Source organism: Lacibacterium aquatile, from assembly GCF_042683105.1.
Lineage (GTDB): Bacteria > Pseudomonadota > Alphaproteobacteria > Elsterales > Elsteraceae > Lacibacterium > Lacibacterium aquatile.
In genome coordinates, this window is record NZ_JBHUIP010000003.1 from 105,798 (window position 1) to 132,791 (window position 26,994).

Consider the following 26,994-nt stretch of genomic DNA (forward strand, 5'->3'; position numbering starts at 1 on the left):
GAGGGTTCCCGGCTTTCGCTTATTTCCAAACTCGTCCGCTAAAAGCGCTTTCGAAGCTTAATCGAGCTTCAGGCCATAGCGCACAAAGCCGTTCTCGCCATCGCCGATCTTCGAGGAGCCCTTGATGTTGCCGAGGTATTTTTCGGCCGTGGCGGAGCTGTCGAAGACGATGGTGACCGGCTTGCCGACCTTGGCGAAGCTCCAGTTCTTGTCAGCCGACGGGTTCACGGTTTTCTTTTCCGAGATGTAGTCGATCAGCACCTGACGGTTTTCGTCCGGGCTCTGCAGGATCACGTTCTTGCCGTCGACGCCGGGGAACTTACCGCCGCCCGAGGCACGGTAGTTGTTGGTGACGACGACGAACTCCTGCTTGTCGTCGATGGGCTTGCCGCCGAAGGAGAGATTCTTGATGCGGCGGGCATCGGCGGCCACCAGCTTGCCGTCGTTGTCATAGCGGCGGGCCTGGGTCAGGTCGACCTCATAGGTCACGCCATCGATGACGTCGAAGTTGAAGCTGGGGAAGCCATTGTCGATGACGTTCTGCGGCTCTGTCTTGGTCGCGTCGATCTTGTTGAAGATGCCGACCGACATTTCCAGCCATTCGCGCACGCCTGCGCCGTTCATGGTCACGATCTGCAGGGTGTTCGGATAGAGGTAGAGATCGTTGGCGTTCTTGATTGCGATCTCGCCGGCTGCGACGTCGGTGTAATAGTTGGCGCCGCCACGGCCACCGGCCTTGAAGGGGGCTGCTGCCGACAGGATCGGCAGGCTTTCGTACTTGGTGCCCTTCAGCGCCTTCTTGGCGTACCAGATCTGCGCATCGGAGACGATCTGCACGGAGGGATCGTCCTGGACCAGCGAGAAGTAGGAGAAGATCGGCGCTTCGATCTTGCCAAACGGCGCGCGGATGTACTTCAGCGTTTCCTCATGGATCTGCTTGGCCATCGCCATGACTTCGGCGTCATTCTCGACCAGCGGGACGATCTTGCGGTTTTCGTCGCGCTTGGAGATCGGGCGCAGGGTAGAGGCGGCATCGGCCACCGTCCATTTGCCGTCCTTCTTGGCCAGCTGGATGTCGATCACGCCGAGGTGGCTGCCCCAGAAGCCCGGCATCGACACCGGCTTGCCGTTCACAAGACCGCGGGTCGCATCGGTGTTGGGCAGATCCTTGAAGCCGCCGGGGAAGGAGAGATGCTGGTGGCCGGTCAGAACAACGTCGATGCCCGGCAGCAGGGTCAGGGCATAGCCGACGTTTTCGGCCATGTCGCCCTTCTTGGTGTCAGGAATGCCGATGCCGGTATGGGCAGCAACAATGACGAGATCTGCACCGGCCTGACGCACGACCGGCACCATCTTTTCAACCGCATCGATGATGTCGGTGGTGTTGAGCTTGCCTTCCAGATGGCCCTTGTCCCACTGCATGATCTGCGGCGGCACCGCGCTGATCACGGCGATCTTCATCTTCTGATCGGCGCCGGTGTCGTCCTTGAAGGTCCGCTCCAGCATGACGTAGGGGCGTGACCAATGTTCCTGGGTCGAACCCTTGAAGATATTGGCGGCGGAATAGGGGAATTTGGCGCCCTTCACGGCGTTTTCGATGAAGGGCAGGCCATAGTTGAATTCATGGTTGCCGAAGGAGGCGACGTCATAGCCGAGCGCGTTCATCGCGGCATACATCGGGTGAACTTCGCCTTCCTTCAGGCCCTTCACCTTGGCGACATAATCGGCCAGGGGCGTGCCCTGCAGCAGGTCGCCGCAATCGATCAGCAGGCTGTTCTGCACTTCGGCGCGGGTCTGGCGGATGACCGTGGCGGTCTTTGAGAAGCCGAAATCATGGGCTTCGGCATCTTTATAGTAGTCGTAGTTCACCAGATTGGTGTGGAGGTCTGAGGTCTCCATGATGCGCAGCTTGGCGGTCTGGGCGTTGGCGACGCCCGCCAGGAGCGATCCGGCGAGGAGGGCGAGCACAAGAGAGGAGCGGCGCATGGGAGGTCCATCCACTGGTTAAGAAATGGTTGCGATGAATTTTACGGTAGCTCGCCGTGATGACGGATACCAGCACGGAATGTGACGTTTTCATGACATGCTGACCGAATGGTCGGGTTTCCGCCTGAGGAACAGAGGAAACCCGACACTGGGCCTATCCGCCAAATAACGCGAAGAACTCTTCCGGCCCGTCGACTTCGACCAGCCGCTTCTTCTCGATCAGCCAGAAACGATTGGCGACGGTGCGCACAAAGCTGCGGTCATGGGAGACCAGCAGACAACTGGCCTGGTGATCCAGCAACTCGTCCTCCAGCGCTTCCTGCCCTTCGATATCCAGATGGTTGGTCGGTTCGTCGAGCAGGTAGAAGTTCGGCTCGGTCAGCCGGAGTACCAGCATGCCGAGGCGCGCTTTCTGCCCGCCGGAGAGATTGCTGGACGGCTTGGCCTGCCGGTCAACCGCGATGCCTGCCCCGGCCAGCAGGCTGCGTGCCCGCTGCTCACCCAGCGAAAAGCGCTTCAGCAGGATATCCATCGGGCTTTGCTGATCGGGCAGGGTCGCCAGCGCCTGATCGGCATATCCCAGCACCAGGGACGGGGTGACTTTGATGTCGTCCTGTCCCGTTCCCTCGATGGCCGTGCGGAGTTTGGAGACAAGGCGCGTCTTGCCGGTGCCATTGCGGCCCAGCAATGCGATCCGGTCACCCTGGCGGATGAACAGGCGACCGGTGCGGAACAGCGGCTTGCCGTCCGGTGTCTCCACCATCTGGTCTTCCAGGGTGATCAGGACCTTGGCGTGCGTTCCGCTATTGGCGAGCTTGATGGCCCCGGCGGATCGTTCCTGATGGGCGGGCCGCGACGCGGTTTCCAGCTTTTCCGCGCGCTCCTTCAGCTGCTTGGTCTTCACCACCAGCAGATCGCTGCCGGAATTGATGCCGATGTTGTTGAGCTTGGCCGCCTGTCTGCGCAATTGATCGGCGGTTTTCATATCCTTCTCGTAGCGTTTGGCATCGGCATCATCCACCTCCGCCAAGGCCGCCCGCGCCCGGCTGTAGGGCAGGGCGAAATCCTTTGAAGCCTCGGGCCGCAGGAACAGCGTCCGGTTGGTCACCGCATCCAGGAAGGCGCGGTCATGGCTGGCGATTAGTACCGGCAGTTCGCGCGGCAGGCCCTTCAGCCAGGCTTCCAGCTTGGCGATGCGGTCGAGATCCAGGTGGTTGGTCGGCTCGTCCAGCAGCAGGGCGTCGGGTTCCAGCACCGCGACGCGGGCCAGCAGGGTCGTGCGCTGCCAGCCGCCTGAAAGCTCGGCCAGCCGCTTGTCGTGGAAGTCGAGGGGAACCGAGAGCGCGTCGAGAATGACATCGACGCGCCATTCCTCCATTTCCGCCTGCTCGGGCGGCAGGGCGTCCAGGACGGCGGCCCGCAGGCTCATGCCCATCAGGCGATCCGGCACATGCTGTTCGACATGGCCGATTTCCAGGCCGCGCGCCTTGATAATATCGCCGGTGGTGCTTTCAGCCGTGCCCGCGATACAGCGCAGCAGGGTGGATTTGCCGCGCCCGTTGGCGGCGATGATGCCCAGGCGATTACCTGCATCGATGGAAAGGTCGAGGCCGGTGAAAAGCGGATTGCCCAGCGTTACGCCGAGATTGCGGAGAGCGATAAGAGTCATGGGGGGTATCTCTGGTCTGCCGAGCTTGAACGCTCGGTAAGGATCAAGGGACGCGTGGTAACGCGCCCATCAAAGGGCAGACCAGGGGAGCTTCTAATCCCGTACTCTGATCAGCCCTGCAAACGCATCTGCAGGGCGTGAACGGGGCCGCGCTGGCGATGGTGCCGGAAAAACGTCTTCATGTCGCAGCCCTCCTTTCCGTCTCGGGTTTAAAGTGAGCAGAGGATGCCATCGGGGAACCGACGGCGCAATGGTCTTGCAGACTGGGGCTACTCTCGGCCCGGTCGCAGCAGTTCGTACGGCTCGACACCCAAGGCCCTGGCGATCCGTTCGATGACGGCAAGCGTGGGATTGCGGACGGAACGTTCCAGACCGCCAATATAGGTGCGGTCGACCTGAGCCAAGTCGGCCAGATCCTCCTGGCTCAGCCCCGCCCCGGCACGGAGCATGCGCAGATTTTTGGCAAGGATGTCATGAGATTGCATGCCGAATGTTTTCGGCATATGCGACTGTCGGGCCACGGCTTATAATCATCTTTATGATGATTATTGTCATCATTCATCTTGTGATGGCATAGTCCGGTAATCGCATCAACCGGTCGTGCGGTCTTTCGGTATGTCACTCAACTCCCTTTCTGACTCTCTTGTCTTCGCACTGGCAATTGCGGAGAGACCCTATCTGCAAAAGTTGCAGCATCCCGGACATGCGGAGCTTTTGGTCGCCTGGGCGCGTGCGGTGGAGGAGGGGGATTTACCGGGTTTCGCGGAATTATCGGCAGGGGTCGGGCTGGAATATCGCGGCGGGCTGGGCGTGGTTCTGCCAGGGATTTCCCCCATCTTGGGGGGGCTGGCAGGGAGCCGACGCATCCAGGCACCCGATCTATCGGGAAATTCCGCTTGTGTCCGGCGGCATCGGGCTGCTCGGTGTCCCGATTCTGGACGAAAAGCGAGAGCAGCAGCTGATCGCCGTCGGCATTTTTGGCATCTCTCGGGCCTGGCACCCTGCCAACGACCTGCTGCCACGCTTTCCTGGAGCGTGATTCCAGAGTCGCCTGAGTGGCGGGCAACAAACAAAATCTGTCATCCCGGGCCTGACCCGGGATCCGGCCGAAGATGGGTGCAGACCTCCGGCGCCGACGATTGGCCATGCAGGCGGCCGGATCCCGGCTCGGAGACCGGGATGACAGCGAGGGTGAGGACAGGTCCCCGGAGGAGATCCCCCGATCAAGTCGGGGGATGACGACAGAAACGGAAAAGCTTGGAGATCCCCCGATCAAGTCGGGGGGTGACGACAGAGACGGAAAAGCTTGGAGATCCCGTGGTCAAGCCACGGGATGACGGTAGAAACCGGAAATCCAGCCCCTCTCTGGGGGTGCTTAATCATCAAATTAAACATGTATAACTTTATCGCATACCAGATCTCATTTGCTGATTATCCAAAATTTAACCGAGCGCGCCCATTTTCCAGGCAATCATTCACGAGGGTTTCCACATGTTGAAGGTGTATTTATCGGTTCCGCTCTGGCAGCGGGTGTTGGCGGGTCTGGTGCTCGGCGGCCTTTTTGGGGTTCTGGCACCGGCGACCGCGCAGCTGGTCGGCAAGCCGATCGGCGATGCCTATGGTGCGCTGATCCGTATGATCGTCACGCCGCTGCTGTTCGTCTCCATCGTCGTGTCGGTCGGGGCACTGCGTCACAGCGCCGGGGCGGCGCGCCTGGGTCTGCGGACGCTCGGCTGGTACGTCATCACGGCGGCGCTGGCGGCCATCGTCGGTATCGGCTTTGCGCTGGTGCTGGAGCCGGGCCATAGCGTCACCGGCCTTGCGCTGTCGGAAGTGAAGCCCAAGCTGATCCCTGGATTTGTCGAGGTGCTGGTCGGCCTGATCCCGGCTAATCCGGTGAAGGCCTTTGCGGACGGCAATGTGCTGCAGATCCTGGTGCTGGCCCTGATCGTCGGCGCGGTGCTGGCGGGCATGGGCGAGGCGGGCGACCGTCTGCGTGGCGTGTTCGAAGATGCCAACAAGCTGATCATGCGCGTGGTGCGCATCGTCCTACAGGTGACCCCCATCGGCACCTTCGGCCTGATCGCGGCGGTGGTCGGCAAGTTCGGCCTCGACGTGCTGGCGCCGCTGGGCGATTTCATCATCGCCATGTATCTGGCCTGCGCCTTCCATATCATCGTGGTCTATGGCGGGCTGATCAAACTGCATGGCCTGCCGCTGCGCAGCTATTTCCGGGGCATCTGGCCGGTGTTCCAACATGGATTCGTGACCTCGTCCTCCTATGCCACCCTGCCGGAAACCCAGCGCACCATGACGGATCGCCTGGGCGTGCCGAGCGACTATGCGTCCTTCGCCGCTCCCCTGGGGGCAACGATGAAGATGGATGCCTGCGGGGCGATCTATCCCGCCATCGCCGCGATCTTCTTCGCTCAGTACACGGGCGTGCAGCTTGATGTGGCGGGGTATCTGGCGATCTTCCTGGCGGCGACGCTGGGGACGCTCGCAACGGCCGGTGTGCCGGGTCCGGCGGTGGTCAGCCTGACCCTGACGCTGAATGCCGTCGGTCTGCCGATGGAATATATCGGCTATATCATCGCGGTTGATCGCGTCGTCGACATGATGCGGACCGGCACCAACGTCGTCGGCCAGGCCACCGTCCCGGTGCTGGTCGCGGCCGAGGAAAAGATCCTGGACCGCCAGGCCTTCGCCGAAACCCGTCAGCCGGTGGCGGCGGTCGCTACGGCGGCCTCGTAATCGCAGCAAGCATCAAACCCGCCCCGCCCCTTCAATCCGGGCGAGGCGGGTTTTTGTCGCTTGAAATTAGAACAAAAAGAGAACATACTCTTTAACTCGATCCATATCGGCTACGTGACCAGTGGGAATTATCCCGAATAATCTGGTGCAATTGATGCGCTGCGGCCGGGAGATCGAAACCTCATTAATTCAATGCTTTAGGAGTTATCATGCCTGTTTCTAACTGCTGTGTTTCCTTTTTTGATTTCGGCGCTGTCGGCGATGGGGTGGCGGACGATACGCTGGCACTTCAGGCCGCCCTGGCATCGGGTGAAAGCCGTGTCACCGGCCTAGGGCACAGCTTCCGTGTCACCGGTACCCTGACCCTCACTGCCGGTATCGAGATCGTCGATGCCGACATTATCTTCGAACTGGCCCAGATGCCGGCTTCTTCGGTCGTTGTGCCTCTGTTCCAGGCTGCAGGAACCCGCACGGTTCAAAGTCTTCTGACAGCAAATGCCTCCGCATCTGCCGCCACGGTAACGGTGGCGGATGGTTCTCAGTTTCCGGTCGGAAGCTATGTCATGCTCGCCCAGAACAAGCTCTGGGATATGCTCGATCCCCCCAAGGGGGCGACCTATGGCGAAATGCATCGCGTCAAGGCGGTCGCTGGCAACCAGGTAACCCTGGACGAGCCGGTGCTCTATGCCGCGACCGTCGCAGAAGGTGCCCGGCTGGAACGCCTGGATTTCCTGGCTGGTATCACTTTGCGGAACGTGTCGGCCAGCGGGCAGGGGCTTGGCTATAATCAGATCGGCGTCGATCTGTCGGTGTGCCGGGATATCCTGATCGAAGGCTGCTCGTTCGATCTGTTCGCTCACAGCGGCATCACCATCGGGACATCGGCCCATTTCCAGGTGCTGCGCAGTCAGGTGACGCGGGGGCGCCGTCCAGGTTTTTCCTATGGCGTGGCGATCCAGCATGGCAGCCATTGGGGTAACGTCACGGATTGTTTCTTCTCCGACCTGCGCCACGGCGTCTCCATCGGCGGTAGCCAGGGCGTCTGCCGCCAGATCGTCATCAAGGGAAACAACTGCTACGGCTGTGTCGAGGCTGGATTGGATAGCCATCCGGCGGGGGATTACATCGTGTTTGCCAATAACACCCTCTTCCAGGAGGGGGGCACCGATGGGATGACGATCCAGTGCAACAATGTTCAGGTAAGCGGCAATATGATCCGCGGCAGCCTGCGCCATGGCATTCTCTATCAGGCCTGTTCGGCGGGCGAGATCTGGACAGGGACCATTGAGGGCAACACCATCGTCAATGCTGGCGCGCTCGATCCGGATAGCACGCAGGTCGGGATTCTCTGCCAGCAGAGAGGGGCGATCGCCTATCGGGGGCTGATCGTTGCCAACAACATCGTGACGGGTGGATGGCATGACAGTCTGCTCGTCGAGACCATTGCTGGCCCGCTGCAATATCTGACCATCACGGGCAATAACTTCATCCTGCCGACACGGGATGGCATCCATCTTAAAACGGCGGGTGGTCATTCGATCTGGTTCGGCACGATCACCGGCAACGCGATCCGGGCGACGCGCTACAACATCCATCTTGAAGCGGGCGAAAGTCCCGAAATCCAATATTTCGCCGTGACCGGCAATACGGCCTCGACGGGTCAAAAAGCGATCCTGGGGGTGAATACCAACCGGATCGCTGCGGTCGGTAATGTCGCTGCCGTCAGCGGTTCAGGCGGAATTACCGTCGCGGGGGCCAATAGTGTCATGGCTGATAATGTCATTAGCTAAAGGCGTCTAGTCGTCGCTGTTATGGTGCGGGTCCGATGCGCAGGCATCGGGCCCGTTCCTTTATCAGGCGCGCCTATGTCTGTTGCCTCGCGCCTGCCCCTCCGCCACACTCCTTGAAAAAATAGAAGATATCGGAAGGGGTGGGCTATGGAGCGCAGGGTCGCGCTATTCGTGACGTGCCTGGTTGATCTGTATCGGCCGAGCGTGGGGTTTGCGGCGCTGTCGCTGCTGGAAGCCAATGGATGCGCGGTCGAGGTGCCGGAAGCACAGACCTGCTGCGGCCAACCCGCCTATAACTCGGGGGAAAAGCGCCTCGCCCAGGAGGTCGCGCTCCAGGTGATCGAGGCCTTTGAGGGCTTCGACTATGTGGTCGCGCCGTCGGGTTCCTGCGCGGGCATGATCCGGGAAGGCTATGCCGAGCTTTTTGCCGATGATCCCACGATGTTGCTGCGGGTCGAGCGGCTGGCCCATCGTACGTATGAACTGACGAGTTTCCTGGTCGATGTGCTGGGGGTCAAAGCGGTTCCCGGCAAGCTCGACAAGAAGGTCACCTATCACGACAGTTGCTCAGGCCTGCGGGAACTGGGCGTGAAGGCCCAACCGCGCCAGCTCCTGGCCGGGGTTGAGGGGCTGAGCCTCACGGAGTTGGAGGATGCCGAGGTCTGCTGCGGTTTTGGCGGCACCTTCTGCGTCAAATACCCCGAGATCTCTGACCGGATGGTCACCAACAAGACCGAGAGGATCGTGGAAAGCGGGGCCGATCTGTTGCTGGCGGGTGATATGGGCTGCCTGCTTAATATGGCGGGCAAGCTGAAGCGCCGGGGCTCCAAGATCGAGGTGCGCCATGTGGCCGAGGTGCTGGCGGGTGCGCTCGACAGCCCGGCCATCGGGGAGGGGAACTAGCGATGCATGCGACGACCCACACCTTCGTCTCCAACGCCCGTTCCGCCCTGGCCGACGAGACGCTGCGCAAGGCGCTGGGCAATATGAAGCCGGGCTTTGTGAACCGGCGCGGCGCCACCATCGCCAAGGTGCCGGAATGGCAGCAGCTGCGCGATACCGGCAAGGCGATCAAGGACCATACGCTCGCCCATCTGGACTTCTACCTCGACCGTTATGAGCAGGCGGTGGAGCGCGCAGGCGGCAAGGTGCACTGGGCGCGCACGGCAGCCGAAGCGCGGGAGATCGTGCTGGAGATCTGCCGGTCCGTCGATGCCAAGACGGTAACCAAGGGCAAGTCGATGATCGGCGAGGAGATCGCCATCAACGACTATCTGGAGAAACACGGCGTCACCCCGGTCGAAACCGACCTCGGTGAATATATCATCCAGCTGCGGAACGAGCCGCCGAGCCACATCATTGCCCCCGCTGTGCATCTGACCAAGGAGCAGGTGGCCGAGACCTTCCGCAAGAGCCACACCCAGCTCGATCCCGACCGGCCGCTCGTCGAGCATCGCACTTTGCTGGAGGAAGCGCGGGCGGTGCTGCGCCAGCAATATTTTGCCGCCGATGTCGGTATCACCGGCGCCAACTTCCTGATTGCGGAGACCGGGACCAGTGTCATCGTCACCAACGAGGGCAATGGCGATCTGACCCAGCTGCTGCCCAAGGTGCATGTGGTGCTGGCCAGCCTGGAGAAGGTGGTACCCAATCTTGAGGATGCGACCAGTATTCTGCGGTTGCTGGCGCGGTCGGCGACGGGGCAGGAGTTTTCCTCCTACACCACCTTCTCGACCGGGCCACGCCGGGCAGAAGACCCCGATGGGCCGGAGCAGTATCATGTGGTGCTGATCGACAATGGCCGCTCCGCCATGCTTGGCACCGAGTTCCAGGAGATGCTGCGCTGTATCCGCTGCTCGGCCTGCATGAACCATTGCCCGGTCTATGGCGCGGTCGGTGGCCATGCCTATGGCTGGGTCTATCCAGGGCCGATGGGGGCGGTGCTGACGCCGACGCTGTTGGGGGTGGAAAAGGCGGGGCATCTGCCCAACGCCTCCACCTTCTGCGGCAAATGCGCGGAGGTCTGCCCGATGCAGATTCCGCTGCCCAAGATGATGCGCCATTGGCGTGAACGGCAGGCCGAACAGGGGCTGGCGCCAAAGACAGTGCGCTGGGGCCTCGGCTTCTGGGGATATTTTGCCAAGCGGCCGAAGCTCTATCGCTGGATGGCGCGCATCGGTGCCTTCAGCCTGTCGAAGCTGGCTGGGAAGCAAGGGCGGATCGCAAAGCTGCCGCTGGCGGGCGGCTGGACTGATGTGCGCGATATGCCCGCGCCGCAGGGCCGCAGTTTCCAGGATCTCTATGCCCGTTCCAAGGGGGCGAAGCGATGAGTGCGCGTGACGAGATCCTCGGCTCCATCCGACGTTCCTTGCGCCGGGATGTGTTGGATCCAACGATCCAGAGTGCGCTCGACCAGCGTCTGACGGCGCGGGGGCGGCATGTTCAACTGGCGCGGATCGACAGGGATCACGACGGGTTGGTGCAGCTTTTCGAGGAGATGGCGCTGGCTCTGTCGGCGACCGTTGGTCATGTGGCAAGCACAGGCGATGTTCCGGCGGCGGTTGCCGATTATCTCACCAGCCAGAATCTGCCCGCGACCGTGAAGGCGGCGCCGGGGCTGAAATCCATCCCCTGGGAGACACGTCCGACCCTGGAGATTTCCTACGGCCCGGCCGTCGACAGCGATGCAGTCTCGGTGACGCCCTGTGTGGCGGCGGTGGCGGAAACTGGCACGCTTGTGCTGCATTCCGGTCCTGACACGCCCTCGACCTTAAATTTCCTCCCCGATACCCATATTGTCGTGGTACGTCGCAGCCAAGTGACCGGCTCTTACGAAAATGCCCTCGATGCCATCCGGGATCGGGGTGGCCAGGGTAGGGAGGGATTGTTGCCAAGGACCATCAATATGATCTCCGGCCCCTCGCGCACCGGCGACATCGAACAGACCATCCAGCTCGGCGCCCATGGGCCGAGGCGTCTGCATATCTTGCTTCTCGACGGTGAATAAGCGTCGCAAAGAGACGCTGACCGACGAAGACAAACGGCTCTGGCGGCAGATCGCACAAACGGTGGTGCCGATGCATCCGCTGATGCCGGAGGTTGCGCCCCCGGCCTCAAGCAGCGAAGCGGTAGGCCAACAACAAGAACCTCCGGTGCGGGATCTGGTGCTGTTGCCCAATCCGCCCCAACCGCCCGCCCCCGCTAAGAAGAAACCCAAGCCCAAGCCGCTGGTGCCGGGCGAGATGGTGGATATCGACGCTTCAACCAGCAAACGCTTCGCCAAGGGCAATATGGCCATCGATGCCCGCCTGGACCTGCATGGCATGGGGGCGGAGGCGGCTTATCTGGCGCTGCGGGGCTTTATCACCGGCGAATATACGCGCGGCAGCCGCTGCCTGCTGGTCATTACGGGCAAGGGTGGCGGCGGGCCCAAGCCCTGGATTGATCGTCTGGGCGAAGATCGCGGGATTCTGCGCCGCTCGCTGCCTCACTGGTTGAACGAACCCGCCACTCGTGCACGTGTTCTGGCGGTCACGGCGGCAAAAGGGCATCATGGGGGTGCTGGCGCCTTCTACATCCTCCTCAAGCGCCGCCGGGAAGACGAGCGATGACACCGTTCGGGGAAAAGCTGCGGGCCTTGCGGGCTGCCAAGGGGATTTCCCTTCGGCATATGGCCGCGTCCCTGCAGATTTCCGCAGCCTATCTGTCGTCCCTGGAAAACGGCCATCGCGGCCGCCCGTCGCGCGGGCTGGTGCGCCAGATCTGCGAATATTTCGACCTGATCTGGGACGATGCCGAGGAAATCGAACGCCTCGCCGACATCTCTCATCCGCGCGTCGTCGTGGATACGGCGGGCCTCGATCCGTTGGCGACGGAAGTGGCCAACCGCCTGGCGGAACGCATCGGCAGCCTCGACAAGCCGACTCTGGAGAAGATCCGAGGGCTTCTGGGGGATTAGTAGTCTCCTCCAACACAATGCCGTCATCCCCCGGTTTATCCGGGGGATCTTCTCCGGGCGCCTATCCAACTAGAAAAGCATCCTATAGAGGTCCTCCCAATCGGGATTTTCTGCCTCTATCAGGTTGATCTTCCATTGGCGCGGCCATTTTTTGAGGCGCTTCTCAAGGCGGATCGCTTCAGCGATATCGTCATGCTGCTCAAACCAAACGAGCTGCTTCAGCCGGTATTGCTTGGTAAAGCCTTCAACGACAGCTTCGCGATGTTCCCATATCCGGCGCGGCAGATTGTTCGTAACGCCGACATAGAGCGTGCCGTCGCGTTGATTGGTAACGATATAGACCCAGCCAGTCATGGTCGCAGCATAAGTGTGCTACTTTTACGTGTATAGATATTTAAAGCGGGCGCGCCGCCCCCCGGAGGGGATCCCCCGGAGGGGATCCCCGGATAAACCGGGGATGACGGTTTTTGAGAGGCTGTTGGCAAAACAGCTACCCCCTGCGCTCCCCAAAAAACCGTGTCAGCAACTCCGCGCCCTCGCTTTCCCGGATGCCGCCATAGACTTCGGGCCTGTGGTGGCAGGTGGGGCGGGTGAAGAAGCGGGCGCCGTGATCGACGCCGCCGCCCTTGGGGTCATAGGCGGAATAATAGAGGCGGCGGATACGGAACAGGCTGATGGCGCCCGCGCACATGGTGCAGGGCTCCAGCGTCACATAGAGATCGCAACCATCGAGGCGAGGGGAGCCGAGTTTGGCCGCCGCCTCGCGCATCGCCAGCAGTTCGGCATGGGCAGAGGCGTCATGCAGTTCTTCTGTCCGGTTGCCTGCTGTTGCCAGCACCCGACCGTCGGGGCCGACGATGGCAGCGCCGACGGGGACTTCGCCCCGTGCCGCTGCCGCTTCGGCTGCCTCGAAGGCTGAGAGCCAGGGATCAGCCATGCACCGACTTGAAGAAGGTCTCGCGCGGCATCTCCATCACCTCGACCGAGGTCTGAATGGTCAGGCCCTTGGCGTGCGGGCCGATATGTTTGTCGAGAATGGCGAGGATATTGGTGCCGATCTCCTGGCGCACTTCGACGGCGCGGCCCGCGATCAGCTTCAGGTCCACATGGAACATCGCCGACGGCGTGGTGCCATCGCCCTGGCGGGTGGCGGTCAGGCCATAGACGCGGCTTTTGCAGTCGGCGAGCTTGGCGGGCGGGCAGGTTGCCACCACGGCCTCGTGGATTTCGGCCAGGATCGGCTGAACATCGATACGCTGGAGGAGCGAGGGGGTGGCTTCGATACGGATCTGCGGCATGCTGGTTCCCAAGGATCTGAGCGGTTGTCCGACAAGTGAAATCCCTATCGCCATTATGCGGGTCTGTCGAGCGATCTCATGGCCTTGTCAGTAACGCGTATTGCGCATACTTTCAGCACATCATGAAAACGAAGAACACTCGGCCGGTCATCGGCCTCACCCTCGATTGCGAACCTGCTGGCGGCTGGTCCAAGATGCCCTGGTACGCGATCCGTCAGAATTACAACGATGCGGTGGCGGCGGCCGGTGGCCTGCCGATGTGCCTGCCACATGAGCCCGAGCTGGCGGATGCCTACCTCGATCAGCTCGACGGGATTCTGGTGACGGGCGGGGCGTTCGACGTGGATCCGGCGATGTTCGGCGCCACCAGCCGCCATTCGACGGTGACGACCAAGGATCGCCGCACGGCCTTCGAACTGGCCCTGATGAAGGGCGCCCTGGCCCGCAACCTGCCGGTCCTGGGGATCTGCGGTGGCCAACAACTGCTCAACGTCGTCCTTGGCGGCACCCTTATTCAGCATATTCCGGACGAAGTTCAGGGCGAAATCGCCCATGAGCAGCCCAACCCGCGCACCGAAGCGGGCCATGTGGTGAAGATCGCTCCGAACACGCTGCTGCACAAGATCATCCAAAGCGGCGAAGCGGCGGTCAATTCGGCCCACCATCAGGCCGTGCGTGACGTTGCCAATGGCGTGATCATCAATGCGACGGCGCCCGATGGCGTGATCGAGGGCATCGAGGATCCGCGTTACCGCTTCTGCCTGGGCGTGCAATGGCACCCAGAATATCACATCACCCCGGCCGACAAGGCGATCTTCGACGCGCTGATCAACGCGGCAGCCTGATCCGATGTCCGATAACGAGGCCAAAGGCGAACGGATTGCCAAACGGATCGCCCGGGCGGGCATCTGCTCGCGCCGCAATGCCGAGAAATGGATCCTGGACGGCCGTATCTCCGTCGATGGGCAGAAGCTGACCAGCGCTGCCTTCCTGGTGACGGACAAAAGCGTCATTACCGTCGATGGCAAGCCGCTGCCGGTGACCGAGCCGACCCGCCTCTGGCGCTATCATAAGCGGTCTGGCCTTGTGACGTCGCATAAGGATGAAAAGGGTCGTGAGACGCTGTTCGACAAGCTGCCTGCCGATATGCCGCGCGTGGTGTCCGTCGGTCGCCTTGACCTTGCGTCGGAAGGGCTGATCCTGCTGACCAACGATGGCGAACTGGCCCGCAAGCTGGAACTGCCGTCGAATGCCTGGACCCGGCGCTATCGCGTGCGTGTCCATGGCTCGCCCGATCCGGGGCAGATCGAGCAACTGGCCAAGGGCATTACGGTCGAAGGCATCAAATACGGCCCGATTATCGCGACCATCGACCGGCTCCAGGGGTCGAACTCCTGGCTGACCGTGGCGCTGAACGAGGGCAAGAACCGCGAAATCCGCCGCGTGATGGAGCATCTGGGCCTGCCGGTGAACCGGCTGATCCGGGTTGCCTATGGTCCGTTCCAACTGGGGTATCTGGCCGAAGGGCAGGTGGAAGAGGTTCCGGCCCGGGTGTTGCGCGATCAGTTGAAGGCTGGCGATGCCCCGGCCGTCGACAAGGGCGGTGTGGCGCGTGCCGGTCTGGTGAAGCGCGGCGAGAAGATGCCGCCGAAGGACGATGGCGAGATGCCGCGCAAGAAGCTGGTCTCCGCTGCCAAGCGTGCCGGTTCGACGGCGGAAAAGCCGCGCAAGGGCGCGACGGGTTCCTATGCCGAACGGGCAGCACGGGCCGAAGCTGGCGCCAAACCGTCTAGTGGGCGTCCTTCCCAGACAGGGAAACGGCCCGCTCCGGCAGGTAAGCCTGCCTCGGCTGGCGGTAGACCTCCTGCGGGCCGCCCTCCCGCTGGTAAGCCTCGGGGGCGTGGCTAGGTGCGGGTTGTTGGTGGTCGCTGGCGCGGCCTGACGCTCGATAGTCTGCCCGGTAAGGATATCCGTCCGACCAGCGACCGGGCGCGGGAAGCCCTGTTCAATATCCTGGCCCATGCTCCCTTCGTGCCGACTTCCTTGCAGGGAGCGAATGTGCTCGATCTCTTCTGCGGGACCGGGGCGCTGGGGATCGAGGCGGTGTCGCGCGGAGCGGCATCCGCCATCCTGATCGATCAGGATCTGACGGCGGCACGGGCCAACTTGAAGAAGGTCAAGGAACCGCAGCTTTTCCAGGCCATTCAGGCCGATGCCGCGAAACTGCCCGCCGCCAAGGCGCCGGTGGATTTCGCGCTGCTCGATCCGCCCTATCGCAAGGGGCTGGTGGGGCCTGCGCTGTTCAGTCTGGTGTCCCAGGGGTGGCTCAAGCCCGGCAGCCTGATCGTGGTGGAAACGGCCGCGGATGAGGCCTTGCACCCGGTCGAGGGGTTGACGCTTCTCGATAACCGTCGTTATGGCGCGGCCATGCTGTGGTTCCTGGAGCGGGCTTGACGGCGCTCGCTTCTAAAGCGGTTGCCGAAGTTGCCGAAGACGCTTCACGCGTTGCGAATATCGGTGCAGCAGATGACCATGTTCACCCGCTCGCCATCGGCGGAGAGGGGGAGTAGCAGGGTGCCGATTTCCTTGACCGGCCCGGCTTCGAACGAGGTGTCGCCCGTATCGGGGCCTGTCAGGGGATAGTAATCATAGATTGGCTGCCGCTTTTCGATCGCGAAGCGGTAGTTCAGGATGATCTCGTCCGGGGCAAAGGCGATATGATGGCCCAGGTGGTTCGAGATCACCGGCATTCCCGTTGGATCGCGGCCTCGCATGGCGACCTGTTTGGTGCCCACCAGCCGGTATATGAGATAAGGCGCCTCGTTCAGGACCTCTGTCAGCACGATATAGGGCAGCAGATCCGCAATATCGGCGGGATTTATATCCCCGCGCGTGGGCATGAGGCGCCCGTTCCGGCGACTCTCCCAATAGCTGTAGAAACGGCGGATTCGTGGCGAACAGACGTCCAAAAATTCAAGCGTGACAATGCGCGGATGGCCAGAGTTTTCCAGCGCCCCATCAAGGGGTGGGAAATCACCTGTCCACATAGGCGCCATGCGTCTTAAGAGTTGCCATAGTGCACGCACTATATGGCGCGTTGGGGGTAAAGGGAAAGACGCGGATGCGCGGATTTAAAGTCTTTTCGGGTATTGAGCAGTCACGATGTCGGCGCAGCAGAAGACCATATTTACGCTTACATCATCGTTTGAGAGGGGTAGTAGCAGCGTACCGCGCTCCCGCACAGGGCCGGTACTGAAGGAAGTGTCCTCATCGTCGGGACCAGTTGTCGGGTTGTAGTCATAGATCGGCGTCGCCCGTTCGATAACCAGACGATAGTTGAGGATGACCTCGTCGCCGGTTTCCCCTTCATGATGGCCGATATAATGCTCCCGGACCGGCAGGCCGGTTGGGTCGCGTCCTCGCACAGCGACCTGCTTGGTGCCGACCAGGCGATAGATCAGGTAAGGCGGGACAGCCAGCACCTCGGTCAGGACGATATAGGGCAGCAGGTCCGCGATTTCGGTCGGGTCGATATCGGCCCGGGACGGCATGCGGCGGCCCTGGCGCTTGGCGTCCCAATAGCGCCAGCAGCGGTCGATGCGCGGCGAGCAGATATCCAGAAAAGCGGGGGTAAGCAGCCGGGGGTGGCTGGAGCGGGCAAGTTCCACCTCGAGCGGTGGGAAATTATCCCCCCACATGGTGACCTCGATGGATGGCGCAACCCGGGAGGTTAATCGTCACCATGGGCGGCTTGCTCCCAAACGGCTTGCGCCATCGGGCTGGGCGTACTGGCTTGCAGGCTGACCCCGGCGGTCAGCGTCAGGATGAAGCCGATAAGGACGATATCCCGCAAAAGCATGGCAATCCTCCCCGAAAACCCTGTCAGGTCTGGCCCGTGTTATCAGGCTGGTTGGGGAGTCAACGAGGATTGCGGGCAAGGGTTCCGCGTGTGGGATAGGGTCTTCATCAGATCTCATGCCGACTAGAATAGAATATCTTCGAGCGATTGGTCGGTGGGCTTTTTCACAGGGCTGGTGATTGTCTCAGTCTCCCCCACGGTGAAGAGCTGATGGATCACCCGCTGACTTTCCATCGTATAGTGACTGCCACCCAAAGCTTTCAGATGCGCCTGGATCGTCTCGCTGGCTCCCTGATCGGGCAGCGAGGCAACGGCACTATCCAGATCCTGGGCTGCCCGCATCATCCCCTGGCTGAAACGCTGCTGATCCAGCATGGCGTCTGCCGTACGCTGTAAGGGGATGGCGGCATTCTGGCTGTTTCGCTCCAGCGTGCTGAGGGCCGTCCCGAGGGCGCTGGCAAGGCCGGAGAAATTCTCCTGTGTGGCCTGAAGGTCGGCGACGACGGCGTCGGCGTCCTTCTGGCTAAGCTGGGCCGACTCGTCCTCGCGACGATCCAGATCGCGGGCCTGACCTGTCAGTTGATCCAGATCGGTAAAAACGGTTTCCGCCTGTTGGGCGATCTGATCGGCATAGAGGCGGAGCTCCTGGGCAATTACGCTCAAGGCCCGCCCCCGGTCGCCGATACGGGAACAACGCAGAGTCGTGTTGAGGCCCATCAGGCGGATATCGGTTTCGATCGAATCCACCTTCTTCATATGTCTGCCCAACTCGTCGATATTCTGCACCACCGTCTGCAGGGTGGCGTCGATCTGAGTGCGGGCGCTGGCATAGTCGCGCAGCAGCCCTGCTGCCGCCGCGACAGTCGCCGTCAGGCGGTCGAAATTGGTGCCGCCGGATCCGGTCCCGGCAACGTCCTGGCCCAGGAGAGCGATGTCGCGCACCCCTTTGGCAAGGCTGCTCATCGCGCTGCCGAGGGCCTGCGCCTCGCGGTCGAAATCCCTGGCGGCATGGGTGAGTTGGCGGGATTGGAGACGGCAGGCGGCGGCCTTGACCGAGTCACGATCTGATGCGGCCAGTCCCTGCCACCAGTCGCGGGCGGCTTCGGGCAGTTTTTTGCCGCGCCCGGCATCGATCATCGAGCAGGCATGTTCGATCCGCTGGCGGGTGGCGTCTCCCACCTGAAGGGAGCGTACTGCATCGCCGATCTGACGCTTGGTTTCATCGGCACGGCGGGCGATTGCATCGCTGGCGCGCTGGACATCGGTCCGCTGGCTCTCAAGGGTTCCGATGCCGCGGCGCATATGATCCCGGGCATCCTGCATTAAGGCGCCGTGGCGCCGCTCGAAATCATCCTGGGTGCGCAGGGCATCCGACAGGCGGAGGTTAAGCTGCGTCAGATCGCGCCCGAAGCCGGCGATGCTGGTCTGGGCTTGATTGAGCAGCCGGAAGATTTCATCGGCGAAGGCGGAGAAATCGGTCCCGCCGTCGGAGATTCCGGCGGCAGCGATCTTGGCGTTTACGCTCAGAAAGCTGGCGGCCTTCAGGGTGGCATCGATCTGATCGATGCGTCTGGCAAGGGTGCCTGTAAGAGTTACCAGCCCTTGCAGATTGCTCCGGCTGCCCCCGATTTCGCGTCCGATCCGCTCGACTTTATCGGACGCCGCAGCGAGCGAAGATTTCGCCTGTTCTACCGTTCTATTGTCAAGACGGTTCAGAAAGGTAAAAAATCCGCTCTCTGTTTCTTGTATATGGTTGAGAGATTCATTCAAGTAGTTCCCAATAACAACAAAATCGGATTCAATTTTACTTGAAAAATCCGTTAGGTTGCGAACGATATCTTCTAATTCGGCGGCCATGCTTTGCTTCGCCTCTACAATTTTACGTAAAGATCTCGTCGGTCTGACCTGCTACCCAGGTAAGAGGTAGCCGAGAGAGTATACAGCGTACCATCGGGGTATTGCCACATTACCGCCTGAATCATGGATGGCGTTAATGTCCGATTCATTGAATCGCCTGTAGCATAGTCGTTGTAATCGGGTATGAAAAGGACTCGGTGTTTGGATTAATGGCAATCGAGTTGGAGTTTTGTCATGGAGGCGATCCAAGATTTTGATGGTAAATTATCCATTAACGTCAGCGCAACCATTCAGAACATAGAAGAAATTAAGGAAAAGTCCCTCAATATTTTAGATAATTCTGAATTTTTACTTATTGATTTCTCTGATTGCGGGCAGATCGATCTCAGTGTGGTTCAATGCATCCTGGCTTCCGGGAAAACCGCTTTGGCACTCGGTAAACGTGTGATGGTGAAGCCAGATTCGGCCGGGCTGCTGTTGAAAACGATGGCGCGGGCGGGGCTTGTGAATGCCGACGGCAAAGTAATCGTCGGAGAAAAACTCTTCGACTTCGACAAGGGGCAGTAAAATGAGCAAGACAATTCTTAGCGTCGACGATTCGGCGAGCATGCGGCAGATGGTGCGCCTGACCTTGTCTGGCGCGGGTTACACCGTTTTGGAAGCTGCCGACGGCACGGAAGGTCTGGCTAAGGCCCAGGGAAATAAAGTCGATTTGGTTGTGACTGACCTCAACATGCCAGGCCTTGACGGGTTGTCGCTCATTCGCGAACTGCGCAAGTTGCCGACCTATAAGGGCGTGCCGATTATTCTGCTGACGACCGAGAGCGACGCGGAGCGCAAGCAGGAGGCGAAAGCTGCTGGTGCGACCGGCTGGATCACCAAGCCCTTCCAGCAGGATCAACTGTTGAGTGTCGCGCGAAAGGTCCTGGGCGCATGAGCCTCGATCCGGCCGAAACCTTCCGTCAGGAAGCGCAGGAACTGCTCGAAGGGTTGGAGCAGACGTTGCTCGACCTCGAGCATACGCCGGATGATTTTGCCTTGCTGGACGCGGCCTTCCGCGCCCTTCACACCATCAAGGGGTCGGGGGCGATGTTCGGCTTTGAAGCCGTTGCCGCCTTCACCCATCATGTCGAGACCGCGCTCGACGCCCTGCGCCGCCGCAAGGGGGTGCCGGGGCCGTCGCTGATCGCTGCCGCCCTGGCAGCCAAGGATCATATCCGCGCGCTGATCAATGAGCCTGCTTCTGCATCCGAGGAGCAGGCGGCTGCTATCCTGCGCCTGCTGGACGAACCGACGGGACCGGCATCCGCACCCGAAGCGCCCAAGACCACGGCATGGCGTATCCGCATGCGGTTCGCCAAGGACGTCATGGAGATGGGGACCAACCCCCTCCTGCTGCTGGACGAGCTGCGCGATCTGGGGCAGGCGACTGTGGTGGCGGTGATCGACACCATACCGCCCTTGGTCGAACTGGTGCCAACCGAATGCCATATCGGCTGGGACGTCGTCCTGACCACCGACAAGGGCAAGGGCGCCATCGAGGATGTTTTTATCTTCGTGATCGACGATATGACGCTGGAGATCGAGGCGCTGTCTGCCCCGGTCGAAGCGCCCCGCATCGGCGAGATCCTGATCGATCGTGGGGACGTCGCCCCGGCGGCGGTGCGGGAGGCGCTTGCGCAGCAGGAGCCGCTGGGCAAGCTGCTGGTTGAGGCGGGGATCGTTAGCGAGAACGCCCTTACCTCCGGTCTCGCCGAACAGAACCATCTGCGGCGTGAAGCCCAGACCCCTAAGCCGGTCGCTGCCGCTGCTGCCTCGGTCCGGGTGCCGACCGAACGGTTGGACGAGCTGATGGACCGGGTGGGCGAACTGGTCATTGCGCAATCCCGCCTGAAGCAGCTGGCGCTCAACTCCACCGACAGCCAGATCAAAGCCGTGGCCGAGGATATCGAGCGGCTGGCGCTTGAACTGCGGGACACCACGATGGGCGTCCGCATGGTCCCCATCGGTACGCTTTTTTCGCGGTTCCGGCGCCTCGTCCATGATCTTGGCCGCGATCTGGGCAAGGAGGTCGAGTTCATTGCCCTGGGCGAGGAAACCGAACTCGATAAGACGGTGATCGAACGGCTGAACGATCCGCTGGTCCATCTGGTCCGCAATGCCATCGATCATGGGTTGGAGCCCCCCGATGTTCGGCTGGCGGCTGGGAAGTCGGCCAAGGGGCGCATCACGCTGGCAGCCGAGCATGTAGGCTCGCAGGTCATCATCTCGATCACCGACGATGGGCGCGGCCTCAATCGCGAGCGTATCCGCCAACGGGCCGAGGAACAGGGGCTGGTCCCGGCTGGTGCGAAACTGTCCGATGCCGAACTGTTCCAGATGATCTTCCACTCCGGCTTCTCGACCGCCGCCCAGGTGACCAACGTGTCCGGGCGCGGCGTGGGCATGGATGTGGTCAAGCGCACCATCGAAGCCCTGCGCGGCAGCATCGAGATCGGCTCCCGGCCCGGCGCAGGATCGGAAATCCTGCTGCGGTTGCCGCTGACGCTTGCCATCATTGAGGGGATGCTGGTGCGGGTGGGGGCGGGGCGCTACGTCATTCCGCTGACGGCGGTCGAGGAATGTTTCGAACTGTCCACGGCGGACGACGCGCGCTCCAAGGGGCGCAGCTTCCTCAATATCCGCGGGGATCTGGTGCCCTTCCTGCGCCTGCGGGACAGCTTCAAATGCACCGTGCCGCAGGACCCCTTCCAGAAGGTGGTCATCGTCCGCTCGGGCGAACAGCGGGTGGGGCTGGTCGTCGATCAGGTGATTGGCGATCACCAGACCGTCATCAAGTCGCTGACCAAGCTGCATAGCGGGGTCAAGGACTTCTCCGGCGCAACCATCCTGGGCGATGGCGAAGTGGCGCTGATCCTCAATATCCCGCACCTGGTGGAGAACAACCAGGGGCGCGACGACCGCCTGCGCATGGCGGGTTAGGAGAGAGATGATGTCCGCTACAGCCGCACCCTCGGCCCTGGAAGTCGTCACCTTCGATCTGGCGGGCGAGGTCTTTGCCATTGAAGCATTGCTGGTACGCGAGATCCTGGATCTCATCCCGGTGACTGAGGTGCCGAACAGCCTGCCCTGGGTCGGCGGGCTGATCAATGTGCGGGGCAAGGTCGTGCCGCTGGCCGATCTGCGGCTGATCTTCGGGCAGGAACGCACGCCATACACACTTGATACTCGCATCATCGTGATCGAGATCGATATCGACGGCGATCCGACCTATGTCGGCATGATCGCCGACAAGGTGCATGAGGTGACGGTGATCGAGGCGGCGGATATGACCGAAACGCCGCGCATCGGCCTCAAATGGGACAGCGAGCTCATCCGCTGCATCGGCAAATACAAGAATGATTTCATCGTCGTTATCGAAACCGCGCGCCTACTGGAGCGCGGCATCGATGGTGCATCGCTTTTATCAAGCCCGGGGGCGTTGGGGTCGACGCTCGAATCCGTCGGCTGAAACAAATTTGGGGATGGAAAAACATCATGCGGATCACCGTAAAATCTAAACTGGCCACCGCCTTTGGGCTTGTCATTCTGCTGACCGGGGCGACGGCCTGGCTGGGCGTTGATCGTCTGGCGGCGGCCAATGCGACGCTGGATTACATGAGCGACAAGGTGTCCGAACGGCTGCAGATCGCGACCGAGCTGCAGGTCGACATGGTCTCGCTGGTGCGGACCGAGAAGAACATGATCCTGGCCGATACGACCGAAGCCATCGAGCGCTATGACGCCGAACTGATAAAGCTGCGCCAGGACCTGATCGCGAACCGCAATGCCCTTGATGCCCTGTCCAGCACAGAAGGGAAGCAGCGTCTGGCTGCCTTCGATGCCAGCTATCAGCAGTTCATCGCGTTGCAGGACCGTGTGCGCGCACTGGCTAATCACGACAGCCTGACTCAGGCCGAAGAGATCGTCTTCAAGGAAGGGCGCCCGGCCCTCGAAGCGGCGGCCCAGGGGCTGCGGCAGTTGAACGATCGCTTGGGAGAAGGGCCTGCGACGGGCCTGCTGGTTCGTATGCAGGGGCGCATAACTGAACTTCAGCGGGACGAATCCGATTTCCTGCTGCTTCAGGATCCTGGCCAAGCTGAGGTGCTAACCCGTCGGATGGATGGCGCCATCGCCGACTTGCGGACCGCTCGCGAACAGCTGGCCCGTGATATTCCGGTGGGTGAACGCCCGGCGCTGGATCAAGTGGCAGAGCGGCTGGACCGCTGGAACGGGCTGCATAGCCGCGTTGTCGCGCTGGTGAAGGAGAATTCCAAGGGAGCCGCGTTCCAATTGTCCGCTACCCAGGGCCGCAAGCTCTTGGACGAAGCGGACGATAAGCTCGATGCTCTTGTTACCTTGAACGAGACGCAGAAAGCGCAGGCGAACGAGCAGAGCGATATTGACTATGCCAACGCGCGCTCGCTGCTGATTGGTGCAGTCGTTGGGGCGGTGCTGATATCGATTGCGGCGGCGGTCTGGATCTCGCTGAGCGTCAGCCGGGGTCTTGGCCGGGCGTCGAGCCTTGCCCAGGCAGTGGCCGAGGGCGATCTGACGCGCATCGTCGATAATCCGCCGAACGACGAAATCGGCGATCTCATCCAGCATGTGAATACCATGGTCGAGCGCTTGCGCACCGTCGTCGGTGAGGCCCTGTCGGCAGCGGAGAACGTGTCGGCGGGCAGCCAGGAACTGTCGGCCAGCTCAGAAGAGCTTTCGCAGGGTGCGACCGAACAGGCATCGAGTGCGGAGGAAGCCTCTGCTTCGATGGAAGAGATGGCGGCGAACATTAAGCAGAACGCTGACAACGCCGGTCAGACCGAGCGGATCGCCCGCCAGTCGGCTGCCAATGCCCAGACCTCGGGCGAAGCGGTGAACCGGGCGGTCGAAGCGATGCAGACGATTGCCGAGAAGATCACCATCGTGCAGGAGATCGCCCGCCAGACCGATCTGCTGGCCCTGAATGCCGCCGTGGAAGCGGCGCGCGCGGGCGAACACGGCAAGGGTTTTGCCGTCGTCGCCTCCGAAGTGCGCAAGCTGGCCGAACGCAGCCAGACGGCGGCGGCGGAGATCAATGCCCTCTCCTCCCAAACCGTCAAGGTCGCGAAGGAAGCGGGCGATATGCTGACCACGCTGGTGCCCGATATCCAGAAGACCGCCGATCTAGTCGAAGAGATCAGCGCTGCCTGCCGCGAGCAGGATATCGGCGGCGATCAGATCAATCAGGCGATCCAGCAGCTCGACAAGGTGACACAGCAGAACGCCTCGGCCTCCGAGCAGATGTCGGCGACTTCTGAAGAGCTGGCGGCGCAGGCCGAACAGCTTCAGGCCTCCATCGCCTTCTTCCGGGTGGATTCGGTCGCGGCTCCCCGTGTGATGGCGTCCCGGCCGGTCGCCCGCCCCGCCGCGCGGCCTGCCGCCAAAAGCGCCGTGGCGGTTACCCGCAAGATGAATGGTGCCAGCAAGCGAGGATTCTCCCTCGATCTCGCTGGCGGTTCGGATGCCAAGGACTCGGACTTCGAACGCTACTAATGCCGTGACAGGGCGGGGGTCGGTCTACCCCTGCCGCCGCTGAAAGGAACCCCGGATGCGCCTTACGATCAAAATCAAACTTGCCGCCGCATTCGGGTTCGTCCTGCTGCTGTTACTGATTACTGCCAGTGTCGGTCTGTTCAAGCTGTCGTCGACGAATGATACGGTCGTCCATATCTCCGATACAGTTGCCGAACGCCTGCAACATGCGCTGGAACTCCAGACCCGCGTGGTGGCCCTGACCCGGACGGAAAAGAACCTCATCCTGGCCGATACGCCGGAACTGACGGCCCGCTTCGATGGCGAGTTGCTGCGCCTGCGCGAAGAGTTGCTGGCGGCCCGCGCCAAGCTCGACGCGCTGTCCAGCACCGAAGGACGCCAGCGGATCGCGGCCTTCGACAGCATCTGGCAGCAATATATCGCGGTCCAGGACCGTGTCCGGGCGCTGGGCAGCCGCGATACCCAGGCTGAAGCCAAGGCTTTGCAGACCCGCGAGGGTATGCCGCTGGCCCGTCAGGCGGTGGAAGCCTTGCAGCAGCTGGCCGAACGTCTGGCGACCGGCGCCAATGTGCCTACCCAGATTGGCCTGATGCGGATCATCGACCGGCTGCAGATGGTGGAACGCGACGAGATAAACGCGATCTTGGCTAGCGAAGCCGTGCAACGTGATGCGTATATAAAACACATCGATGGACAGTTCAGCGAAGCCCGTACTTTCCGGGACCAGATCCGCCCGCAATTGACAGCTGCGGATCAGTCCGTTGTCGATCAGGCGTTCGAGCGCGTGGGCCGCTGGGTTGCTATCCAGGACCGGATGTTTGTGCTGGCCCGGGAAGACAGCCTGCATCAGGCCTTCATCCTGTCTGCTGGTCAGGGACGTCAGATCCTGGATCAAGTGCAGGAAAAGCTGAATGCCGTCGTGGAACTGAACAGCAGCCAGATGGAGCAGGCCAAACATGATGCCGCCAGCGATTATCGTGCGGCCCTGTGGTTGCTGATCAGCTGCGTCGTGATTTCGCTGATCGCTGCTGTTTCCGCGGCGACCTGGATCTCGCTCAGCATCTCTCGTGGTCTCGGCAAAGCCGGTGACCTGGCCGATGCAGTGGCGCTGGGCGATCTCGATCAGGAGATCAAGGTGACGTCGAACGACGAGATCAAGGATCTGGTCGATGCCCTGAACCGCATGACGGGCAATCTGCGCAAGACGGCTGCCCTGGCCGATGCGATTGCCGATGGCGATCTGACGGTCGAACCGCGCCCGCTGTCGGACAAGGATACGCTGGGCATCGCGCTGGAGCGCATGGTCGAACAGCTGCGCACCGTGGTGATGGATGCCCTGTCGGCGGCGGAAAATGTCTCTGCCGGAAGCCAGGAACTGTCGGCCAGCTCCGAAGAACTCTCGCAAGGCGCGACCGAACAGGCATCGAGTGCGGAGGAAGCTTCTGCGTCGATGGAAGAGATGGCGGCGAACATCAAACAGAACGCGGATAACGCGACCCAGACGGAACGGATCGCCCGGGAATCGGCGGTGAATGCCCAGACCTCCGGCGATGCAGTGAACCGGGCGGTCGAGGCAATGCAGACGATTGCCGAGAAGATCACCATCGTGCAGGAAATCGCCCGCCAGACCGATCTGCTGGCCCTGAATGCAGCGGTGGAAGCGGCGCGGGCAGGCGAGCATGGCAAGGGCTTTGCCGTGGTGGCGTCCGAAGTGCGCAAGCTGGCGGAACGCAGCCAGACGGCGGCGGCGGAGATCAACGCCCTGTCCTCCCAGACCGTCAAGGTTGCCAAGGAGGCGGGCGATCTGCTGTCGGATCTGGTGCCGAACATCCAGCGCACGGCCGAACTGGTCGAAGAGATCAGCGCTGCCTGCCGCGAGCAGGATATCGGGGGCGAGCAGATCAATCAGGCGATCCAGCAGCTCGATAAGGTGACGCAGCAGAACGCGTCGGCTTCCGAGCAGATGTCGGCAACCTCCGAAGAACTGGCGGCCCAGGCCGAACAGCTGCAGGCCTCCATCGCTTTCTTCCGCGTCGAAAGCGCTGCCCATCGCGCGGCGCCCATCGCCCAGGTGCCGCAGGTCCGTGCCAAGCCGGTCCGGGCGGGCAAGAAGATCGGCGCCAAGCCGGTTGCCGCCCCCTCGCGGATCGGGCGCAAAGCCAATGGCAAGAGCAACGGCAATGGCTTCGCGCTTGATATGACCCATGGGTCAGGCGATGGGCGCGATGCCGAATTCGAGCGTTATTAGGAAG

The 26,994-nt window shown here is 61.8% G+C and carries 28 protein-coding genes; 18 read left to right on the forward strand and 10 right to left on the reverse strand.

Features of this window, described 5'->3' with window-relative positions:
- Nucleotides 1–57 precede the first annotated feature (57 nt).
- From ACFSM5_RS02405 to ACFSM5_RS02415, 3 genes are all read right to left on the reverse strand, one after another.
- Nucleotides 58–1,986: a bifunctional 2',3'-cyclic-nucleotide 2'-phosphodiesterase/3'-nucleotidase gene (locus tag ACFSM5_RS02405; protein ID WP_379874638.1), complete on the reverse strand. Its 1,929-nt coding sequence runs from the start codon at nucleotides 1,984–1,986 to the stop codon at nucleotides 58–60.
- A gap of 154 nt (nucleotides 1,987–2,140) precedes the next feature.
- Nucleotides 2,141–3,655 carry an ABC-F family ATP-binding cassette domain-containing protein gene (locus ACFSM5_RS02410; RefSeq protein ID WP_379874639.1) on the reverse strand — a complete coding sequence of 505 codons (1,515 nt, stop codon included), beginning with the start codon at nucleotides 3,653–3,655 and terminating at the stop codon, nucleotides 2,141–2,143.
- A 269-nt stretch (nucleotides 3,656–3,924) separates the two neighbouring features.
- Complete coding sequence (locus ACFSM5_RS02415) at nucleotides 3,925–4,140, reverse strand: helix-turn-helix domain-containing protein (protein WP_379874640.1); 216 nt, start codon at nucleotides 4,138–4,140, stop codon at nucleotides 3,925–3,927.
- A 413-nt stretch (nucleotides 4,141–4,553) separates the two neighbouring features.
- Between ACFSM5_RS02415 and ACFSM5_RS02420 the strand changes: the two genes are divergently transcribed.
- From ACFSM5_RS02420 to ACFSM5_RS02455, 8 genes are all read left to right on the forward strand, one after another.
- Nucleotides 4,554–4,694 carry a hypothetical protein gene (locus ACFSM5_RS02420; protein WP_379874641.1) on the forward strand — a complete coding sequence of 47 codons (141 nt, stop codon included), beginning with the start codon at nucleotides 4,554–4,556 and terminating at the stop codon, nucleotides 4,692–4,694.
- 452 nt (nucleotides 4,695–5,146) lie between these two features.
- Nucleotides 5,147–6,409 (forward strand): dicarboxylate/amino acid:cation symporter, encoded by a 1,263-nt coding sequence (locus ACFSM5_RS02425; RefSeq protein WP_379874642.1) that lies wholly within the window; start codon nucleotides 5,147–5,149, stop codon nucleotides 6,407–6,409.
- A 209-nt stretch (nucleotides 6,410–6,618) separates the two neighbouring features.
- The gene (locus ACFSM5_RS02430) at nucleotides 6,619–8,199 is read left to right on the forward strand and encodes a NosD domain-containing protein (RefSeq protein WP_379874643.1); all 1,581 of its coding nucleotides are present in this window, start codon (nucleotides 6,619–6,621) and stop codon (nucleotides 8,197–8,199) included.
- Between the two features lie 147 nt (nucleotides 8,200–8,346).
- Complete coding sequence (locus ACFSM5_RS02435) at nucleotides 8,347–9,102, forward strand: (Fe-S)-binding protein (RefSeq protein ID WP_379874644.1); 756 nt, start codon at nucleotides 8,347–8,349, stop codon at nucleotides 9,100–9,102.
- A 2-nt stretch (nucleotides 9,103–9,104) separates the two neighbouring features.
- Nucleotides 9,105–10,529: a LutB/LldF family L-lactate oxidation iron-sulfur protein gene (locus tag ACFSM5_RS02440; RefSeq protein ID WP_379874645.1), complete on the forward strand. Its 1,425-nt coding sequence runs from the start codon at nucleotides 9,105–9,107 to the stop codon at nucleotides 10,527–10,529.
- Entirely contained in the window at nucleotides 10,526–11,206 is a 681-nt protein-coding gene (locus ACFSM5_RS02445) for a LutC/YkgG family protein (RefSeq protein WP_379874646.1), read from the forward strand. Before ACFSM5_RS02440 ends, ACFSM5_RS02445 begins: the two co-directional genes overlap by 4 nt.
- Complete coding sequence (locus ACFSM5_RS02450) at nucleotides 11,199–11,810, forward strand: Smr/MutS family protein (protein ID WP_379874647.1); 612 nt, start codon at nucleotides 11,199–11,201, stop codon at nucleotides 11,808–11,810. Before ACFSM5_RS02445 ends, ACFSM5_RS02450 begins: the two co-directional genes overlap by 8 nt.
- Nucleotides 11,807–12,157: a helix-turn-helix domain-containing protein gene (locus ACFSM5_RS02455; protein WP_379874648.1), complete on the forward strand. Its 351-nt coding sequence runs from the start codon at nucleotides 11,807–11,809 to the stop codon at nucleotides 12,155–12,157. Before ACFSM5_RS02450 ends, ACFSM5_RS02455 begins: the two co-directional genes overlap by 4 nt.
- 69 nt (nucleotides 12,158–12,226) lie before the next feature.
- Here the strand turns inward: ACFSM5_RS02455 and ACFSM5_RS02460 are convergent, their stop codons facing one another.
- From ACFSM5_RS02460 to ACFSM5_RS02470, 3 genes are all read right to left on the reverse strand, one after another.
- The gene (locus ACFSM5_RS02460; protein WP_379874649.1) at nucleotides 12,227–12,511 is read right to left on the reverse strand and encodes a GIY-YIG nuclease family protein; all 285 of its coding nucleotides are present in this window, start codon (nucleotides 12,509–12,511) and stop codon (nucleotides 12,227–12,229) included.
- A gap of 136 nt (nucleotides 12,512–12,647) precedes the next feature.
- A complete protein-coding gene (locus ACFSM5_RS02465; RefSeq protein WP_379874650.1) occupies nucleotides 12,648–13,094 on the reverse strand; it encodes a nucleoside deaminase in 447 nt (148 codons plus the stop codon).
- On the reverse strand, nucleotides 13,087–13,455 hold the full coding sequence (locus ACFSM5_RS02470) for a 5-carboxymethyl-2-hydroxymuconate Delta-isomerase (protein WP_379874651.1): 369 nt from the start codon (nucleotides 13,453–13,455) through the stop codon (nucleotides 13,087–13,089). The genes ACFSM5_RS02465 and ACFSM5_RS02470 overlap by 8 nt, the downstream gene beginning before the upstream one ends.
- Before the next feature lie 122 nt (nucleotides 13,456–13,577).
- On the opposite strand from ACFSM5_RS02470, the gene ACFSM5_RS02475 reads away from it, so the two are divergent.
- From ACFSM5_RS02475 to rsmD, 3 genes are read left to right on the forward strand one after another with little or no spacing between them, the layout of a single operon-like run.
- Nucleotides 13,578–14,300, forward strand: a complete 723-nt coding sequence (locus tag ACFSM5_RS02475; RefSeq protein ID WP_379874652.1) for a gamma-glutamyl-gamma-aminobutyrate hydrolase family protein — start codon at nucleotides 13,578–13,580, stop codon at nucleotides 14,298–14,300.
- A 4-nt stretch (nucleotides 14,301–14,304) separates the two neighbouring features.
- Nucleotides 14,305–15,363, forward strand: a complete 1,059-nt coding sequence (locus tag ACFSM5_RS02480) for a pseudouridine synthase (protein ID WP_379874653.1) — start codon at nucleotides 14,305–14,307, stop codon at nucleotides 15,361–15,363.
- Nucleotides 15,364–15,909, forward strand: coding sequence for a 16S rRNA (guanine(966)-N(2))-methyltransferase RsmD (gene rsmD / locus ACFSM5_RS02485; protein ID WP_379874654.1), 546 nt, complete (start codon nucleotides 15,364–15,366; stop codon nucleotides 15,907–15,909). It begins immediately after the preceding gene.
- Between the two features lie 44 nt (nucleotides 15,910–15,953).
- Here the strand turns inward: rsmD and ACFSM5_RS02490 are convergent, their stop codons facing one another.
- The 4 genes from ACFSM5_RS02490 to ACFSM5_RS02505 all read right to left on the reverse strand — a co-directional run bounded on the left by ACFSM5_RS02490 (nucleotide 15,954) and on the right by ACFSM5_RS02505 (nucleotide 18,616).
- The gene (locus tag ACFSM5_RS02490) at nucleotides 15,954–16,511 is read right to left on the reverse strand and encodes a PAS domain-containing protein (RefSeq protein WP_379874655.1); all 558 of its coding nucleotides are present in this window, start codon (nucleotides 16,509–16,511) and stop codon (nucleotides 15,954–15,956) included.
- 75 nt (nucleotides 16,512–16,586) lie between these two features.
- Nucleotides 16,587–17,153: a PAS domain-containing protein gene (locus ACFSM5_RS02495; RefSeq protein ID WP_379874656.1), complete on the reverse strand. Its 567-nt coding sequence runs from the start codon at nucleotides 17,151–17,153 to the stop codon at nucleotides 16,587–16,589.
- 32 nt (nucleotides 17,154–17,185) lie between these two features.
- The gene (locus ACFSM5_RS02500) at nucleotides 17,186–17,314 is read right to left on the reverse strand and encodes a hypothetical protein (RefSeq protein WP_379874657.1); all 129 of its coding nucleotides are present in this window, start codon (nucleotides 17,312–17,314) and stop codon (nucleotides 17,186–17,188) included.
- Between the two features lie 123 nt (nucleotides 17,315–17,437).
- A complete protein-coding gene (locus tag ACFSM5_RS02505) occupies nucleotides 17,438–18,616 on the reverse strand; it encodes a hypothetical protein (protein ID WP_379874658.1) in 1,179 nt (392 codons plus the stop codon).
- Between the two features lie 30 nt (nucleotides 18,617–18,646).
- Here ACFSM5_RS02505 and ACFSM5_RS02510 point away from each other — a divergent pair, with 30 nt between their 5' ends.
- The 7 genes from ACFSM5_RS02510 to ACFSM5_RS02540 all read left to right on the forward strand — a co-directional run bounded on the left by ACFSM5_RS02510 (nucleotide 18,647) and on the right by ACFSM5_RS02540 (nucleotide 26,990).
- The gene (locus ACFSM5_RS02510; RefSeq protein WP_379874659.1) at nucleotides 18,647–19,126 is read left to right on the forward strand and encodes a hypothetical protein; all 480 of its coding nucleotides are present in this window, start codon (nucleotides 18,647–18,649) and stop codon (nucleotides 19,124–19,126) included.
- A gap of 279 nt (nucleotides 19,127–19,405) precedes the next feature.
- A complete protein-coding gene (locus ACFSM5_RS02515; RefSeq protein ID WP_379874660.1) occupies nucleotides 19,406–19,738 on the forward strand; it encodes an STAS domain-containing protein in 333 nt (110 codons plus the stop codon).
- A gap of 1 nt (nucleotide 19,739) precedes the next feature.
- Nucleotides 19,740–20,108, forward strand: coding sequence for a response regulator (locus tag ACFSM5_RS02520; RefSeq protein ID WP_379874661.1), 369 nt, complete (start codon nucleotides 19,740–19,742; stop codon nucleotides 20,106–20,108).
- Complete coding sequence (locus ACFSM5_RS02525; RefSeq protein ID WP_379874662.1) at nucleotides 20,105–22,153, forward strand: chemotaxis protein CheA; 2,049 nt, start codon at nucleotides 20,105–20,107, stop codon at nucleotides 22,151–22,153. The genes ACFSM5_RS02520 and ACFSM5_RS02525 overlap by 4 nt, the downstream gene beginning before the upstream one ends.
- A gap of 10 nt (nucleotides 22,154–22,163) precedes the next feature.
- Nucleotides 22,164–22,682 carry a chemotaxis protein CheW gene (locus tag ACFSM5_RS02530; protein ID WP_379874663.1) on the forward strand — a complete coding sequence of 173 codons (519 nt, stop codon included), beginning with the start codon at nucleotides 22,164–22,166 and terminating at the stop codon, nucleotides 22,680–22,682.
- A 26-nt stretch (nucleotides 22,683–22,708) separates the two neighbouring features.
- On the forward strand, nucleotides 22,709–24,742 hold the full coding sequence (locus tag ACFSM5_RS02535) for a HAMP domain-containing methyl-accepting chemotaxis protein (RefSeq protein WP_379874664.1): 2,034 nt from the start codon (nucleotides 22,709–22,711) through the stop codon (nucleotides 24,740–24,742).
- 55 nt (nucleotides 24,743–24,797) lie between these two features.
- The gene (locus ACFSM5_RS02540) at nucleotides 24,798–26,990 is read left to right on the forward strand and encodes a HAMP domain-containing methyl-accepting chemotaxis protein (protein ID WP_379874665.1); all 2,193 of its coding nucleotides are present in this window, start codon (nucleotides 24,798–24,800) and stop codon (nucleotides 26,988–26,990) included.
- The last annotated feature ends 4 nt before the right edge of the window (nucleotides 26,991–26,994 follow it).